This is a genomic window from Anaeromassilibacillus sp. Marseille-P3371 (assembly GCF_900169665.1).
In the GTDB taxonomy this organism is placed as follows: domain Bacteria; phylum Bacillota; class Clostridia; order Oscillospirales; family Acutalibacteraceae; genus Anaeromassilibacillus.
On sequence record NZ_LT835157.1, the window covers coordinates 2,474,993 to 2,490,578 of the forward strand.

Genomic DNA, 15,586 nt, shown 5'->3' on the forward strand with positions numbered 1-15,586 from the left:
TCCATCATCAAATATATGGGAGGACAGCGCCCTTCTATACGTATAAAAAAGAGCGCCCCGCTTCTGGATTCGTACCGTGCCGGGTACTACCGCCCTTGTTCGGTTCTTCACACCTACAGCGTACAAAGCAACCGAAATAGGCAATCCATCTGCGGAGCGCTCATGGTCTTTCGTTCTTATTTTTCCCTCCCCAACAACCAATCCACAGAGACGTTGAGGATGTTTGCCAGCGCAGAGAGTTCAAAATCCGTCACATAACGGATTTGTCCCTCCAGCTTGGACAATCCGGACGCGTTCATATCGACTCCGTTCACCTGAAGCTGAGCCAAAAGCTCCTTCTGCTTCATCCCCTGGCTTTTCCGAGCCATTTCGACACGCGCCCCCACAAGATTGCGGGTTCCCAATGCTTGCTTGCGTAATCTCACCTTAAATTCACTCCCTACATGCTTCAATTTTTTTACCAATATTGCCAACAAAACGATGTGAATTTTGGATAAAGCGATTCATCGAACAGCTAAACCCACACAAATCCACTCGATATTTCTATTATAGTATCTATTTGTGGAAAACGCAACAAAAATATTACATATTTTTAGCTTCTTCGGCACAATTTTTTGCTTCCAATTTCTGGTGTAACCGGAAAGAAAAACATATTTGTGCTTTTCCTGGAATCTTGTTATAATAACCTTGTATAGCTTTGTGCTGGATCGGGTCATTTTCTGGCCCCTTCTTACCACCGGGACACATACTCATTTGCAATGTTCGTTTACCGGTGACTTTAATTGTGGAGATGTTACCATGACAAATGAAAAGAAGCCCACCCGAAATCTCACGATGCTCACGGATTTCTATGAAATCACCATGTCCAATGGCTATTTTTCCAATGGCTATCGGGACACCATTGTATATTTTGACATGTTTTTCCGACATGTCCCGGACGACGGTGGCTTTGCAATTATGGCTGGCGTTCAACAGCTGGTTGAGTATATTGAAAATCTGAACTTTTCGGACGACGACATCGCTTACCTCGAATCCAAGCACATGTTCCGCCAGGAGTTTTTAGAGTATCTGCGTAACTTTCAGTTTACCTGCGATGTTTGGGCTATACCGGAAGGCACCCCCATCTTTCCCGGTGAACCGATTGTCACCGTGCGCGGACCTGTGATTCAAGCGCAGTTGATTGAAACCATGCTGCTGCTCACCATTAACCATCAAAGTATGATCGCCACCAAGGCAAACCGGATTGTCCGTGCAGCCCAGGGGCGCGCCGTCATGGAATTTGGTTCTCGTCGTGCACAGGGACCGGATGGCGCTATTTACGGCGCTCGGGCAGCTTATATCGGGGGATGCTGTGGCACTGCCTGCACCATCTCTGATCCGGACTTTGGCGTACCAGCGCTAGGCACCATGGCCCACAGTTGGGTACAGCTGTTTGACAGTGAATTGGACGCATTCCGCGCTTATGCCCGCGAATATCCCTCCAATTGCACCCTGTTGGTGGATACCTTTAATGTTTTGAAGTCCGGCGTTCCAAATGCGATCAAGGTTTTCCGAGAAGAACTGCTTCCTCGCGGGTATCGTCCTGCCGGCATCCGCATCGACAGCGGCGACATTACGTATCTCTCTCGTAAGGCACGTAAGATGCTGGATGAAGCCGGATTCCCTGATTGTAAAATTTGTGCCTCCAATTCCCTTGATGAATACATTATACGCGATATGCTGATGCAAGGTGCGAAAGTTGACAGCTTTGGAGTGGGGGAACGGCTGATTACCTCAGGCTCTGAACCGGTTTTTGGCGGGGTTTACAAGTTAGCTGGCGTTGAGGACGCCAAGGGGAATATCATTCCCAAGATTAAAATCAGCGAGAATGTCGCAAAGATCACCACACCTTGCTTTAAGGGGCTTTGGCGCCTGTTTGATCGTGACACTGGTAAAGCCATCGCAGATGTCATTACTCTGCACGATGAAGTGATCGACGACACACAGCCATATGAAATTTTTGATCCGGAGCACATCTGGAAGCGCAAAATGGTCACAAATTTCCGCGCTGTAAAACTACGCAAAAAAATCTTTGAACATGGAAAATGCATTGCCAAGGAGTATACTCTGGAAGAAATTAAGCGCTATTGTGCCGAACAGGTGGACACTCTCTGGGAAGAAGTCACCCGCTTTGAAAATCCCCACCAATACTATGTGGATCTGTCCCCCTCCCTTTGGGAAATCAAGAACCGGATGTTGGAGGAAAATACCTTGCACAACAAGAATTAAAGGATTTGTCCGGTTGACATCCACGGAAAAATCGGATAGAATAGTGCCTGCGAGCAGGCTGAACAGCTGCGGGTGAGACCCGAAAGGGTCCACACGAGGAAAGTCCGAGCTCCAAAGGGCAAGAATAACGGCTAACGGCCGCCGGGGGCGACCCTAGGGAAAGTGCAACAGAGATATACCGCCGCTTTGCGGCAAGGGTGGAAAGGCGAGGTAAGAGCTCACCAGCGCGCAGGAGACTGCGCGGCTCTGCAAACCCTATTCGGAGCAACACCGTGGAGGGACATATGCGCCGGCCCGGCGCGTCCTGTGGAGGTGGCATCGAGCTGGAGCGGCAACGCCCAGCCAAGATAGATGGCTGTTCACGACAGAACTCGGCTTACAGGCCTGGTCGCACCTTTTATGTAATCGGAGGTAAACGACGCCTCTTATAATAAAATCCCCACGATCGAGAAAGATCGTGGGGATTTTATTATAACACGAATTCTTGAAACAGCTGTGAAAGGTTCCACCAACCTTTGCGGAATCCCACCTGATTTCTATCGCTCGTTTAGCCATAATATACACCGTATAAATCATTGGAGATTCCTTTCGTCAATATAAAACTGTTACCGCACACTGAACAATAGATCTCCATAGGTGGGATACGGCCAATATTTTTCACCGACATTGTTCTCGATTTCATCCGCGATAGCGCGTGTCTTTTCCATTTGCATCAGCACGGGATTGCGGTAATATTTAGCGCACTCCTCGATATCCTTCAAATGTTCCGCTCCGGCAACCGCCGCCTCCAATGCCTCCATCTCCTTGTAGAGGTCTGCTGTCAGCCGAGAGAGCTTTTTAAGCAGCTTTTCTTCGAGTTCGCAGCAAATATCCGCACATAGCTGCTTTTTATTGATTGCCTCTTTGCTGATGTCTTTCATATAGGCACAGGCCGCTGGAAGGATGTCCTTTTTTATCATGTCCGCCATGGTCAATGCTTCAATGTGAATCTGTTTGCAGTAATTCTCCAGCTGAATTTCACAGCGGGAGATAATCTCTGTCCCAGATAGTACCCCATACTTCTCAAACATTTCAATGTTTTCCGGATGTTTATAGTACGGCAGGGCCTCCGCAGTGGATACCAGATTCAGCAAGCCGCGCCTTTCTGCCTCTTCGACCCATTCAGGAGCATAGTTATTCCCGTTGAATACAATTCGCTTGTGATCCCTATAAGAATGACGAATAATATGATTCAGCTCTTTATTGAAATCCTCTGCCGTCTCCAATCGATCCGCATACCGGCAAAGCGTATCCGCCACAATGGTATTCAAGATCATATTCGGACAAGCGATCGAAACGGTGGAGCCAAGCATGCGGAATTCAAATTTATTGCCGGTGAAGGCAAAGGGGGAGGTCCGGTTACGGTCTGTTGTATCCTTTGGAAACTTGGGCAAAACATCCACGCCGATGTTCATTTCCGCGGCATCTCTTTGGTCGTATTCGCTTTTATGTTCAATGGATTCCAAAATAGCCGTCAACTCATCCCCCAAGAAAACCGAAATAATCGCTGGAGGAGCCTCGCTGGAACCCAAGCGGTGGTCATTTCCTGCACTTGCCACAGACAGACGCAGAAGATCCTGATGTTTATCAACAGCCTCCAAAATGGCTGTCAAAAATAGAAGGAACTGTGCGTTTTCCTCCGGAGATTCCCCCGGCTCCAACAAATTGATCCCTGTATCCGTGCAGATGCTCCAATTGTTATGTTTACCGCTTCCATTGACACCTGCAAACGGCTTTTCATGCAACAGGCACGCCAAACCGTGTTTGGCGGCCACCTTTTTCATGATTTCCATCGTCAGCTGATTGTGGTCTGTGGCCACGTTTCCGGTGGTAAAGATCGGCGCCAACTCATGTTGTGCGGGAGCAGCTTCATTGTGCTTGGTCTTGGCCAGGATCCCCAGTTTCCAAAGCTCTTCATCTAGATCCTTCATGTATGCCGATACACGGGGCTTAATTACACCGAAATAATGGTCCTCCAGCTCCTGCCCTTTGGGCGGCTTTGCCCCAAACAGGGTACGACCCGTATAAACCAAATCTTTGCGCTTTTTGTACATGGCTTCATCGATCAAAAAATACTCTTGCTCTGGCCCTACAGTGGTATTTACACGGTTCGCTGGCGTCCCAAACAGGCGCAGAATCCGCAAAACCTGTTTATTGAGCGCATTCATGGAGCGCAGCAGGGGCGTCTTTTTGTCAAGCGCCTCCCCGCCATAGGAACAAAATGCAGTCGGAATGCACAGCGTACCGTCTTTGATAAAAGCATCCGAGGTCGGGTCCCACGCAGTATAGCCACGTGCCTCAAAGGTCGCCCGGAGACCTCCGGAAGGGAAACTGGACGCATCCGGCTCTCCTTTGATGAGTTCTTTGCCCGAAAATTCCATAATAACCTTTCCATCTTCCACCGGATAGATGAAGCTATCATGTTTTTCCGCTGTAATACCAGTCATTGGTTGAAACCAGTGGGTAAAATGGGTCACACCTTTTTCAACCGCCCATTCCTTCATGGCGTTGGCGACGATATTGGCTACCTGCGGATCGAGGGGTTCCCCCTTCTCTCTGGTCCGTTTCAGCGCCTTATACGTCTCCTTTGGCAGGCGTTCTTTCATCACGGTTTCACTAAAGACCATACTGCCAAACATTTCCGGGACATTCCTAATGCTCATCAAATAGTCACTCCCTCTGTAATTTAAGACCAATTCAAATGATTTCTGCGGATAAGCCCTGTAGTTGACCGCCTGAATAATGCAAAAGGCGCCGCAGGGCGATCCCTACAGCGCCTTCGCGTATGGCGGACTCATTATATCCTAACCGCTTTTAATTGTCAACGGTCGGGGTCGAATTTTATAAGATTTTATCCCCTTTTCCCTATATTTATCAGATAGGATGTTTCCCCTTTGTTCGTCCAGACAAAATAAAAAACCGCTCCAAGAAATGAAACACTTGGAGCGGTAGCCACCTTGATGCATTTATGTAGCACTGCGAAGCCCTGCCGCAAGCAGGTTGGCATTGTGCTGTTCCAACGTCTCCGCAAAATAAGAGGTTCCATTTGCCGAATGGCAGAAATAGTAGTAGTTGGTATTCGCCGGATTCAAAGCCGCCTGAATAGATTCCACGCTGGGATTGCAGATCGGACCAGCCGGCAATCCTGTGATGTTATAGGTATTATAAGAACTCTGGAACCCCGGAAGCTGTGAAGGGACATTGACCTTGGCTCGATATGGATAATACATGGTAGAATCCGCCTGCAAACGATATACATTGACTGAGTTGCCAGATCTTAACCGGTTTATAAACACCGATGCCACATTGGCACGATCGGATGCGGTACTCTCCCGCTGTACCAAAGAGGCCAAAGTCATAACCTGTTCCTTGGTCAAGCCTGCGGTATTCTGCCAGTTGATATTGGCTGTCTTTGTCTGGTAATTGTCCAACATCGTTCTTAAGACGCTCTGCACATTTTGACCTTTCCAGAAATTATAAGTATCCGGATATAGATACCCCTCCAACTTATAATACCGACTGTCTGCATTCGTAATAGAGGCAATAAAAGGATAGCTATCAAATGCACTGCTGTTAGAGGCGTCAAATACTTCTTTCATACTACAAACGCCTGCCTGCTCCAACGCCTGTGCGGTCTCTCGCAGTGTCGCTCCTTCAGGAATCCGCACATTGACCGTTCCGGTTTCGTCCCCTACCTTTACCGACAGCATATTTTCCACATTTGCATAACGCAGATAGATGGTTGCCAGGCCTTCTTTTACACCACTGATCTCATATAAATACCGCCCGTCGGCCTTTTTGACGTATTTCCCTACTGCAACATCCGGATTTGAAGATACTGCATCGGGCGGGGTTCCACGGTCCGGTGTGACTGTAACCGCCAAGTAATACTTCTGTGCGGTAGTCTTCAACTCACAACTCGCTGTATCTAACCGGATGACCGGGGTTGCTGCCGAAACAGAAATGGCGGCTTCTGCTATAACCGGCGCATTTGTCGCAATTGTCCCACCCAAACAACAAGCACAAAGCGCAAAAGCTACACATCGTTTGACGATTTCTCTTTTTCTATTCATCAAAACACTCCTTTGTCATAATCCCAATCGTACTGTCTCATATTATTGAGTATAGACTTCTATGATCGTTCGTTCAAGCCTCTGCATGGAAACAAATTGTAAATTTTTGAACAATCTTATTTACTTGCGCTCTATTCCCACCGCACGGCCCACCAGGTTGGTCAGGCAGCCGAACAGGATATTGGCATAATAGGTTACCAAGCGCCACAGAAGGATCGCTGGAATAATCGTCGGGCCGAAGAAAGTACCAAAAAAGAGGTAAAAGCTTCCTTCTGCGCCACCGGAAGAGCCTGGCAGAGGGATAAATGCTGACACCATAGTAACAAAGGTCTGCGCAGCCAACATGGTAAAGATCGTCGCATCCATATTTAACGGCAGATTGAAGCTTCGGTAAATAAAATAGGGAATTAGTCCCGCCAAGGTGATCTGTACAACGGTGAAAAAACCTGACTTTAAATAAACCTTGAACGAGGTTCCCATCGTCTTTGCACTGTCGTGAAACATCTCCATCTGTCCATGAATCTTTTTATATTTTGCTACTGGATGCCGGCAAAGATGAACACGGTACAGATTCCGCAACAAAAAGCGCAGGAACCGGTCAGTAGCTTTCTCGCTCAGCATAAACAGTGTGACACCCAGAATAAATGATCCATTCGTTACAAGTCCGATGACCGTAACAAAAGAAAAATTACTGACATTCTGCTGAAAATATCCCAAGCGGAATACAACCATCACCATGGCATAAATGACCATGATTGCCTGATAGACCAGCGTTTTCATCGCTACAATCGACCCTGCTTTGCCTGTATCCACACCCATTTTGCTCATTGAATACATTTGCATCGGCTGCCCACCTGTTGCAAACGGCGTCAATGCGCTGTAGAGCAGGCCTGTCATTGCAACATGAAAGGACTGCGAAAATTTCCATTCCGGATACAGATGCTTACAAAAGACCCCCAGCACGTAGGTTTCCAACAGCCAACCACCGACCATGGCTCCCAGTGTAACCAGTAGCCATTCCCAACGAAGGCTGGAAGCGAGATGTCCCAAAGCGGTTATTCCATCCGTGGTAAACAGGAAATAAAGCAAAACCCCCATTGAGATCGCAATGGTGATAATCGCCAATAGATTTTTTTTAAGAATCCTTAAAACTTTGGCCCCCATGGAATCTTCCTCCGTCTTTCATGCGCCGTTAAACCGTCGCCTTCTTTGCCATAAGGCAATTCCTTTTTATTCTATAACAGTTTCCGAAAATATACAAGCGAAAAGTCCGGGGTGGAAGAGCACCCAGTTTCTCTCCTCTGCATACTATGAACATGGATAAGCTCCATAATCCCACGCCCCTGGGCGCAGGACGCAATACCATTACGCGAAAGGAGAGTTCTTATGGCGAACGATATGAATGGGCAAATGTGCGATCTTGCACAGCCTACGCCGTTGCCTTCGGTAACGGTACCCGCCATGGCTTATGTCCCATTTCAACAATTCAGCAGTATCTATCCCCCTGAACAGGGGCTAGACAACGGTACAATTTTTCCCGAATTGAATAAACCGTTCTATGGAAGGAGGGGAGAACCCAGATGAACGAACAGGAAATGTTGATGCGAAAAATCTCTTCTCTGCGTTTTTCGATGTGGGAACTCCATTTGTTCCTGGACTCCCATCCGAATAACTGTGACGCTGCCCGCAAGCTCGAGGAAGCTCGTAAAAAAGCGGATGAACTTACCGCACAATACGAAGCCGCCTATGGCCCTCTGCACGAAACCAGCAACACCACCAGCCGTTGGGCTTGGATTACAGGACCGTGGCCGTGGGAAACCGGAATGGAGGATGATGAATAATGTGGGTCTATGAGAAACGACTGGAATATCCAGTTAAAATTAAAAATCCGAATCCCGCTCTCGCAAAAATTATTATCTCTCAATACGGTGGACCAAATCGCTATTTGAGATGCATGATTTACACTTTTGGGGAAAACTATTCCCGGAGGTGATTGTAATGCAAAACAAATATCCCGATTTATACAGCCTATTGGAAAGTGACGGAGAAGCCCGCCAGTATTTTGACGCACTGCCCGATTACGTGCAGGAATGCATTCGAGATCGTTCCGGTGGTGTCAATTCATTTGAAAGTCTTTGTAATGCAGCGGACAAGTATACCCGCGGCGATGATTAAGTTCTCAAAGGCAGTTTCGCATGAGACGGTCTTTTGCAACATATGATTGCAAAAACAGTTTAACAGAAAGGATGACCACTTTATGAGGCAACAATATCCATTTTCTGTAGAACCTCTTCCCTACGATGCGCACGCATTAGAACCTGTGATCGACGCGGAAACCTTACACTTCCACCATGACAAACATCTACAGGCCTATGTGGACAATTTGAACAAAACGTTGGCCGATTACCCAGAGTACCACGATTGGAGCCTGGAAAAGCTATTGACGCAGGGAGACGCTCTGCCAGAGGCAATTCGAACCCCCGTGCGAAACAACGCTGGCGGTGTGTACAACCATCAGTTGTATTTTCGCAGTATGGGTCCCGAGAATCATTCAGGCCCATCCCCAGCATTGGCGAAAGAAATCGATTGTTATTTTGGTTCCTACGAAGCTTGGAAAGAAAAAATGAAAAATGCAGCAGTGACCCAATTTGGCTCTGGATGGGCTTGGCTTGCGGCCGACGAACAGGGACGATTACATGTGCTCAAAACAGCCAATCAGGATACCCCTCTCGCACTTCACATGTGTCCCTTACTTCCCATCGACGTTTGGGAACACGCCTACTATCTGCAATATCAGAATCGCCGCCCAGAGTATGTAGAGCAATGGTTTTCCATTATCAATTGGGATCAGGTTGAAAAACAATTTGCGATGTGTCGCAAAGGCTGATTGTAACAGTCGGAAGAAGGAGGTTGTTCTATGGAGGAATACGCGGATCTCTATCAACTTCTCTCCAAGGACTACGAAGCCAGTCAATACTATTCACTTCTGCCGTATGATGTCAAGCAGGCATTAGGATTTAAAGCTGACAGCATCCTGAACTTTGACGACCTACACAATTTCGCCATGCACTGTCAAGAAGAGGAATGACAAAAGGAGGCCCAATATGGCAAACAGTCTGGACGATCTTTTCGAGGAAGCCCCGGACGTTTTGCAGTATTTTCTATCACTGCCGCCCGATATGCAGGATGCCATTAGCCTGCGTTCCGAGGAGATTTATACAGTGGACGATTTACAACAGTACGTGGAACTCTTACAAAACGGATAATAAAAAGGGAAGCTCCTGCGGTCAATCCCGTGGAGCTTCCCTTTCTTCAAGGACAATTCCAGACAATGCCTTCTCTAAAGCACGAAGCAGAGCATGTTCTTTAGCGGATTGTTCTGGGCGAGGGACCCAGTCATATCGTTTCATCACTGTAAAATGGTCCATCCCCTTCTGCCCAGATGCCCTGCAAAAGAGATAAGAACTTCTTCGAACCGAACCCATATATACATCTGCGGTAAAATCATCTTTTCTCCCCATAATGCATCCCTCCGATGATTTATATTCGCGGAGACGTTCGTCCTATGCCGCATAATAAGCCTATCTTCCTTCTACAAATAGATCAAGGAGGAATCCACATGAAAATAGCTGCGGCCTACATACGTGTGTCAACCGATGGACAATTGGAATATAGCCCCGACAGCCAACTGAAGGTTGTCCGGGACTACGCGCAAAAAAATGGGATGTTGCTCCCAGAATCCTTTATTTTTCAGGAGGAAGAAGGAATTAGTGGAAAACAGGCAGAAAAGCGTCCCGCTTTTATGCGTATGATTGGAATGGCAAAACAAAAGCCCAAACCCTTTGACTGTATCCTCTTATGGAAATTCAGCCGTTTTGCACGAAGCCGGCGGGATAGCATTGTCTACAAAACCATGTTACGGAAACAATTGGGTATTGATGTTATTTCTGTAACCGAACAGCTTGGCGACGATAAGCTCTCCCTTCTCCTAGAGGCAGTAATCGAAGCTATGGATGAATACTATAGCATCAATCTGGCAGAAGAGGTCAAACGTGGGATGTTGGAAAAAGTGAGCCGGGGTGAACCGGTCACACCCCCTGCATATGGTTATCGTATCCAAGAAAAGCGCTATATCCCGAATTCAGAAACCGCTCCAGTGGTACGATGGATGTTTGAACAACGAGCGCAGGGTATTTCCTGCAAAGAAATCGCCCAGCAGCTCAACGAAATGGGAATTCCTACCGCACGGGGGCTTCGTTGGGAAGCTCGTGCCGTAGAATATCTTTTACAAAACCCCGTCTACATCGGAAAAATCCGTTGGAATCCGCACCGTTCTTCTGGGCGTCAAGAAACACAGCAACCATCCATGCTCACAGAGGGAAACCATAAACCTCTTGTGGACCTCGCTTTGTGGGCCGAAGTTCAAAATCAACAAAATCGTAGAATACGGCGAGAACGTCAGTGCCTCCCCAAAAGGTGTTATCCTTTGCGAGGCCTTGTTTTTTGTTCTTCCTGTGGGGCGCCACTCGTCAAAAGCGCTCGGAATGCATTACAATGTTGCGGATATGCCCATGGCAACTGCACCATCTCCCACTACATTCCCAATCAAAGATTAGAAGAATGGATTTATTGTACTTTAGACGCTGATCTTTCCCTACAAAATCTCCAGATGGCCCCCATCCCCCATGTGAATCCGGAAAGCCTTCTTCATTTGCAAGTGGAACGAGAAAAAAAGAAGCTGGAACGGCTTCGCGATGCCTACGAAGCTGGAGCCGAAACCCTGGAGGATTATTGTCGCGAGAAGGCACGCTTACAAGCACGCCTCACCACGCTTACCGCCGATATGAAACGCCTATCGTTCCCATCTGTGGCTCATAAGCCAATCAACATTTCTTCCTTGCTTCGTTCAAACCAGATTACAGGGCAAGAGAAGAACCGCTTGTTACACACGATTTTTAAGCGTATTGTATTCGATTCTACAAAAAATCATCTGGATTGTTATTATCAAACCGTATAAATCTCTCAACTTACGATCCGGGGGACCGCATGGAGAGCTAGGCGCTTCTCTGCGCTATCTAAGCCAAAGATATAGCATGCCATATCCAGAATTAAAAGCCATATTGACCGATATAGGTACGGAAGAACTGGCACACTTGGAGATGGTCAGCGCAATTGTCTATCAATTAACACGCGGTTTGACTACAGAACAGATCAAAAACGCTGGATTTGATACGTACTTTGTCGATCATACAACAGGTGTCTATCCACAAGCTGCCAGTGGCGAACCCTTTACAGCTAATACTTTTTCAGTAACTGGAGATGTACTGGCTGATCTCCATGAGGATTTGAGTGCAGAACAAAAAGCTCGTTTAACGTATGATAACATTCTTCGTTATGCAGATGATCCGGATGTGCGTGATCCGATCAAATTCTTGCGCGAACGCGAAATTGTGCATTACCAACGTTTTGGCGAGGCACTCCGAATCGCTACTGATAATCTGGACTCCAAAAACTTCTATGCCTTTAATCCATCGTTCGATAAAAAATAAACTTTGGACAATACGTCTTAAAATGTGTTATGTATATTCCAAATTCCTTTCATGATACTCTTCATAACACATACAAAAAAGCCTCCTAGCTTTTATCCCAAATAGCTAGGAGGCTTTTTCTATACGTTCATCAGCATATATCACAAAATTTCTATATTTCTGTTGCCTAAAGCAAACCTTTTCTTACAAGGAGATATAATCGAGAGATTTATGCATCGCATCGATCAACCTTTCATTCCGAAAGTACAGTACATTTCGCTTCACAATACTACAGAAGATGTGCAATATGCAATGAATTTCTCAGATTAACTGAATCAAACCAAATGATTTTCTGGATATTCTATCCTTCCTTTTATCCATCTTCAGAAAGAATATTGGGTGGACTAGGAGCAATAAACATTTTAATTACTGGCACCTGCACTGTTTTCCCTACCAAAAATTCTTTAACCGCTTATCCCTTACCCATATCAAAGATTCCTTTTTTCTCTCCTCAAGTGGAATCGACTAAATATAGGATGCTTTCCTCTATCCCTAAATGATTGCTTTATTTGACTGAAGAGCTTAATAGGTTTTCGATTATCCTTTTAGAAGTTCTTAAATGCCGGAAAAAGCTCACATATACTTTTATAACCCCTCGAGTTTTCCCGGTCAAAAGTAGTAGAAGAAATAGTAAAATACCTGTCTACTACTAAGTGGGAGCTTCGGATTTCTCCGTGTTTACCTCTTTGATTTCCGCCTAGGCTTCCAGTCTGTTCATTTCCTCTTGGGTGAAATGGAATGTGGCGTGGGCGTAATAGTTCAGCGTCATAATGATGTTGGAATGTCCCATGATATATTGTAGTGCTTTAGGGTTCATTCCCTCATTTACCATTCTGGTGCAGAACGTGAGCCGCATAGTGTGAGGCATCATTACCGACGGCAACGGCTCCTTGTGGCACTTGTTATACTTCTTGGCAAAAAAATCAGAAAATTATTCGATTCTATTTAAATACTCTTCCGCCATATGAGAGGCTACAGCACCATCCGAAACAGCCGTCACGACCTGCCGGAGTACTTTTTGGCGTACATCTCCGGCTGCGAAAACCCCAGGCAGATTTGTCTCTGTCGTCTCCCCTGCATCGACATAACCATTGGAAGTAAGTTTTATAGATTCTGCTATAAGAGCTGTATTGGGCACGTTTCCGACGGCGATAAACACACCGTCACACGAGATTTCCCTGGATTCCCCGGTTTTTTTGTTTTTTACTCGAACTCCTGTGACGCTACTATCTGCTAAAATTTCTTCCACAACAGTATCCCAAACAAATTCCACATTTTCACAAGCTTCAAGTGGTTTCAAGTAAGCCTTTGAGGCACGCAACGTATCTCTGCGATGCACCAAATAAATTTTTTGGCATATCTTAGATAAAAAAACGGTATCTGCGGCAGCAGTGTCTCCTCCTCCGACAACAACAACCGTCTTTCCCTTGTAAAACATGCCGTCGCAGGTGGCACAATAAGATACACCACGTCCACGAAGAGCGCGTTCTTCTGGCAAGCCCAGCTCCCTAGGGGAAGCCCCTAAAGCAAGAATCACAGCACGACTGGTAAAGGTATTTCCATCCTCCGTGTGGATCTTTTTTTCCGGCTCCGTCAGTTCCATAGAGGAAACCTGTGCAAAAGTACTCTCTGCGCCAAACCGTTCTGCTTGTTTCTGCATATTCATAGCAAGCTCAAAACCGTTGACTCCGTCAGCAAAGCCCGGATAATTGTCGATTTGATCGGTTGTCCCCATCTGTCCACCGGGCGCCATCGCTTCCAAAACCAATGTAGAGAGCGCTGCACGCGCACAATAAAGGGCCGCCGTATAACCAGCTGGTCCTCCGCCAACGATAATCACATCATATTGAGTCAAAGAAACTCCTCCTTTTTTGAACGGTTTTTACCTATTATCGTCACGATCAGTATACCCCATTATACCGAAGAATAGAAAAAATAGGAAGACATAAAAGCAAAAGCTCCGGCAATCTTAATCACCGGAGCTTCTATATTGAGTTATTGAACAATTTCGATCCTCTTACTATCTAAAAACCCTTTGCTTACCGTACACGATAAACTTGGACTTTTGTATTTAGCACTTGGGAATCACTTTAGAAGCAATAAATCTCACAAAAGAACTTGATGCGTGTTTTAACTATATTTTGGACTCACCTACTATCATTCTGTTCTCTATTGAACCTACTCTTTTATGAAGAGCAAAACAGGCTTCAAACTATAGATCACGCGATTCCCGATAAGATTTGCTTCGTGCTTTCGCACACCATCTTTGATAATCGAAGCGTAATACGAACCGTTTCCTTTCTCAAATAAATGGTTGCTCAAACTAAATTGCCCTTTGGACTCATTCCTTTTCGTTTTATTTTATAAAAACGAGATGCTTGGAACCATTCTTCCATATTCATCAATTAAGTGTTGCAAAAAACACCCGGCCGGGCTTTTCACTTTTCTGAATATCTCAGAATGATTGCCTCACCTTTGGAAGATTTAACGAATTTCTACCCGGCTTACGATCCCTACGTATCTTATCACTTTCGAAATTCTCTTCCCATCGGTTTGGCGACCAACCTTGTAAGCACTTCATTCTTAGGGATTAGCATTGCAGGCTTCTCAGCTCTATGGTTACAACGATTTTTCGATTCAACTGAAATTGCTATCCGCATACTTGTTTTTAGTCTGTATCTGTTTGAAAGTGATCCAGCTTACAGGCATTATCAGCTTTCTCAAAAAACAGTTTGCTCATCATTACTTAGTTGCTTTGCTTTCTCCTGCTTTCGCTCCGGTCGTTTCCGAATCCGGCATTACAGGCTCTCCACGCTGCAAATATAAGCTCTGTCGATCAACTGCTTGTAGGCCTCATCCTGTCTTTCGTTCTGTTCCTTCATCCAGATTTCCAGCGTCACAAGCTTTTTAGGAATCACAATGCAGTGTTCGTCAAAACCACCGGTCCTTTTCGCTCCATCCTGCTGGTCGCTCTGTACCTATCAAATGGTTACTTACTTGGATTTACCAGTTTTTGCAACGTTTCAACTCCTCCGTATTTTCCAACCGACTTGTTTCCGCGTTGTCCCCTGGCATCTCAATTGGTTGCAATAATAAAATCTTTAGGACAGACACTTGATTGTATCAGAAGCTACAATCTCTACTGTTTTAAAGTTTTTATTGATGAGATAGCGGCACGAGCCCGACTGACTGGCCGCTATTCATCTGAACTGGCTCGCTGTTCATTGGACTCACACCCTTTCTGAAGTATCTACATTGGAGACTTTCCATACCTTCCAAATTTTTATAATATCATTTTTGTGATATTACCTTCATCAGATTTCTTTTCTTGGAAGGTGTTTGCTTTTTTCTTTTTCTCTCCCCTGTTTCTGATTCTATTATAGCGCGTTTTCCGTATTTGTCAATACTTTTTTCTAACATTTTTTAAATTTTATAGGTGATTTTTTATAACTGTCCTTTTATAAAACGATCCCCTCCATATGGAAAGCATATTTGCCTTTTATCCCTCTGTCTTCCAGCCTTTCGATCCTTTTTCTGAAAGGAATACCTGTTAACCAAAAGTTTCTGTTGACTTACTGCCATTATAAAGGTAAAATGAGTAACAGAAAGCACATTATT

The 15,586-nt window shown here is 45.7% G+C and carries 16 protein-coding genes, 1 other RNA gene and 1 pseudogene; 11 read left to right on the forward strand and 7 right to left on the reverse strand.

The features are described 5' to 3' along the window. Nucleotides 1-176: 176 nt before the first annotated feature. Nucleotides 177-425 (reverse strand): helix-turn-helix domain-containing protein, encoded by a 249-nt coding sequence (locus tag B9Y59_RS10330; protein WP_054324560.1) that lies wholly within the window; start codon nucleotides 423-425, stop codon nucleotides 177-179. A 373-nt stretch (nucleotides 426-798) separates the two neighbouring features. On the opposite strand from B9Y59_RS10330, the gene B9Y59_RS10340 reads away from it, so the two are divergent. Together B9Y59_RS10340 and rnpB are read left to right on the forward strand one after the other, a co-directional pair. Then, entirely contained in the window at nucleotides 799-2,268 is a 1,470-nt protein-coding gene (locus B9Y59_RS10340) for a nicotinate phosphoribosyltransferase (protein ID WP_242967289.1), read from the forward strand. A 50-nt stretch (nucleotides 2,269-2,318) separates the two neighbouring features. Then, nucleotides 2,319-2,663, forward strand: an RNA gene (gene rnpB, locus B9Y59_RS10345) — RNase P RNA component class A. 210 nt (nucleotides 2,664-2,873) lie between these two features. Here rnpB and B9Y59_RS10350 read toward each other — a convergent pair. From B9Y59_RS10350 to B9Y59_RS10360, 3 genes are all read right to left on the reverse strand, one after another. Next, entirely contained in the window at nucleotides 2,874-4,964 is a 2,091-nt protein-coding gene (locus B9Y59_RS10350) for a glutamine synthetase III family protein (protein ID WP_143255381.1), read from the reverse strand. A gap of 309 nt (nucleotides 4,965-5,273) precedes the next feature. Further along, entirely contained in the window at nucleotides 5,274-6,380 is a 1,107-nt protein-coding gene (gene mltG, locus B9Y59_RS10355; protein WP_085533303.1) for an endolytic transglycosylase MltG, read from the reverse strand. Nucleotides 6,381-6,500: 120 nt separating this feature from the next. Next, nucleotides 6,501-7,544: a lysylphosphatidylglycerol synthase transmembrane domain-containing protein gene (locus tag B9Y59_RS10360; RefSeq protein ID WP_085533305.1), complete on the reverse strand. Its 1,044-nt coding sequence runs from the start codon at nucleotides 7,542-7,544 to the stop codon at nucleotides 6,501-6,503. 222 nt (nucleotides 7,545-7,766) lie between these two features. Between B9Y59_RS10360 and B9Y59_RS10365 the strand changes: the two genes are divergently transcribed. The 7 genes from B9Y59_RS10365 (at nucleotide 7,767) to B9Y59_RS15815 (ending at nucleotide 9,646) form a co-directional block, all read left to right on the forward strand. After that, nucleotides 7,767-7,964 carry a spore coat associated protein CotJA gene (locus B9Y59_RS10365; RefSeq protein ID WP_054324564.1) on the forward strand — a complete coding sequence of 66 codons (198 nt, stop codon included), beginning with the start codon at nucleotides 7,767-7,769 and terminating at the stop codon, nucleotides 7,962-7,964. After that, nucleotides 7,961-8,221, forward strand: coding sequence for a spore coat protein CotJB (locus B9Y59_RS10370; RefSeq protein ID WP_054324565.1), 261 nt, complete (start codon nucleotides 7,961-7,963; stop codon nucleotides 8,219-8,221). The genes B9Y59_RS10365 and B9Y59_RS10370 overlap by 4 nt, the downstream gene beginning before the upstream one ends. After that, nucleotides 8,221-8,373, forward strand: coding sequence for a manganese catalase family protein (locus tag B9Y59_RS16810; protein ID WP_082402263.1), 153 nt, complete (start codon nucleotides 8,221-8,223; stop codon nucleotides 8,371-8,373). Before B9Y59_RS10370 ends, B9Y59_RS16810 begins: the two co-directional genes overlap by 1 nt. Nucleotides 8,374-8,378: 5 nt before the next feature. Further along, a complete protein-coding gene (locus B9Y59_RS16015) occupies nucleotides 8,379-8,555 on the forward strand; it encodes a hypothetical protein (RefSeq protein WP_162838204.1) in 177 nt (58 codons plus the stop codon). Between the two features lie 82 nt (nucleotides 8,556-8,637). Continuing rightward, entirely contained in the window at nucleotides 8,638-9,267 is a 630-nt protein-coding gene (locus B9Y59_RS10380) for a superoxide dismutase (RefSeq protein ID WP_054324566.1), read from the forward strand. Between the two features lie 30 nt (nucleotides 9,268-9,297). Continuing rightward, nucleotides 9,298-9,468, forward strand: coding sequence for a hypothetical protein (locus tag B9Y59_RS15810; protein WP_153802353.1), 171 nt, complete (start codon nucleotides 9,298-9,300; stop codon nucleotides 9,466-9,468). A gap of 16 nt (nucleotides 9,469-9,484) precedes the next feature. After that, on the forward strand, nucleotides 9,485-9,646 hold the full coding sequence (locus B9Y59_RS15815) for a hypothetical protein (protein WP_153802354.1): 162 nt from the start codon (nucleotides 9,485-9,487) through the stop codon (nucleotides 9,644-9,646). Nucleotides 9,647-9,667: 21 nt separating this feature from the next. On the opposite strand, the gene B9Y59_RS10385 is transcribed toward B9Y59_RS15815, so the two are convergent. Further along, complete coding sequence (locus tag B9Y59_RS10385) at nucleotides 9,668-9,901, reverse strand: hypothetical protein (protein WP_054324567.1); 234 nt, start codon at nucleotides 9,899-9,901, stop codon at nucleotides 9,668-9,670. A gap of 98 nt (nucleotides 9,902-9,999) precedes the next feature. Here B9Y59_RS10385 and B9Y59_RS10390 point away from each other — a divergent pair, with 98 nt between their 5' ends. Together B9Y59_RS10390 and B9Y59_RS10395 are read left to right on the forward strand one after the other, a co-directional pair. Further along, nucleotides 10,000-11,397 carry a recombinase family protein gene (locus B9Y59_RS10390; protein ID WP_158089004.1) on the forward strand — a complete coding sequence of 466 codons (1,398 nt, stop codon included), beginning with the start codon at nucleotides 10,000-10,002 and terminating at the stop codon, nucleotides 11,395-11,397. Beyond that, nucleotides 11,366-11,929 carry a manganese catalase family protein gene (locus B9Y59_RS10395; protein ID WP_242967368.1) on the forward strand — a complete coding sequence of 188 codons (564 nt, stop codon included), beginning with the start codon at nucleotides 11,366-11,368 and terminating at the stop codon, nucleotides 11,927-11,929. The genes B9Y59_RS10390 and B9Y59_RS10395 overlap by 32 nt, the downstream gene beginning before the upstream one ends. A 736-nt stretch (nucleotides 11,930-12,665) precedes the next feature. Here B9Y59_RS10395 and B9Y59_RS10400 read toward each other — a convergent pair. Together B9Y59_RS10400 and trxB are read right to left on the reverse strand one after the other, a co-directional pair. Then, nucleotides 12,666-12,881: pseudogene (locus tag B9Y59_RS10400) on the reverse strand (tyrosine-type recombinase/integrase); the annotation flags it as partial. An 18-nt stretch (nucleotides 12,882-12,899) separates the two neighbouring features. Then, nucleotides 12,900-13,823: a thioredoxin-disulfide reductase gene (trxB, locus tag B9Y59_RS10405; protein WP_085533310.1), complete on the reverse strand. Its 924-nt coding sequence runs from the start codon at nucleotides 13,821-13,823 to the stop codon at nucleotides 12,900-12,902. Nucleotides 13,824-15,586: the final 1,763 nt, after the last annotated feature.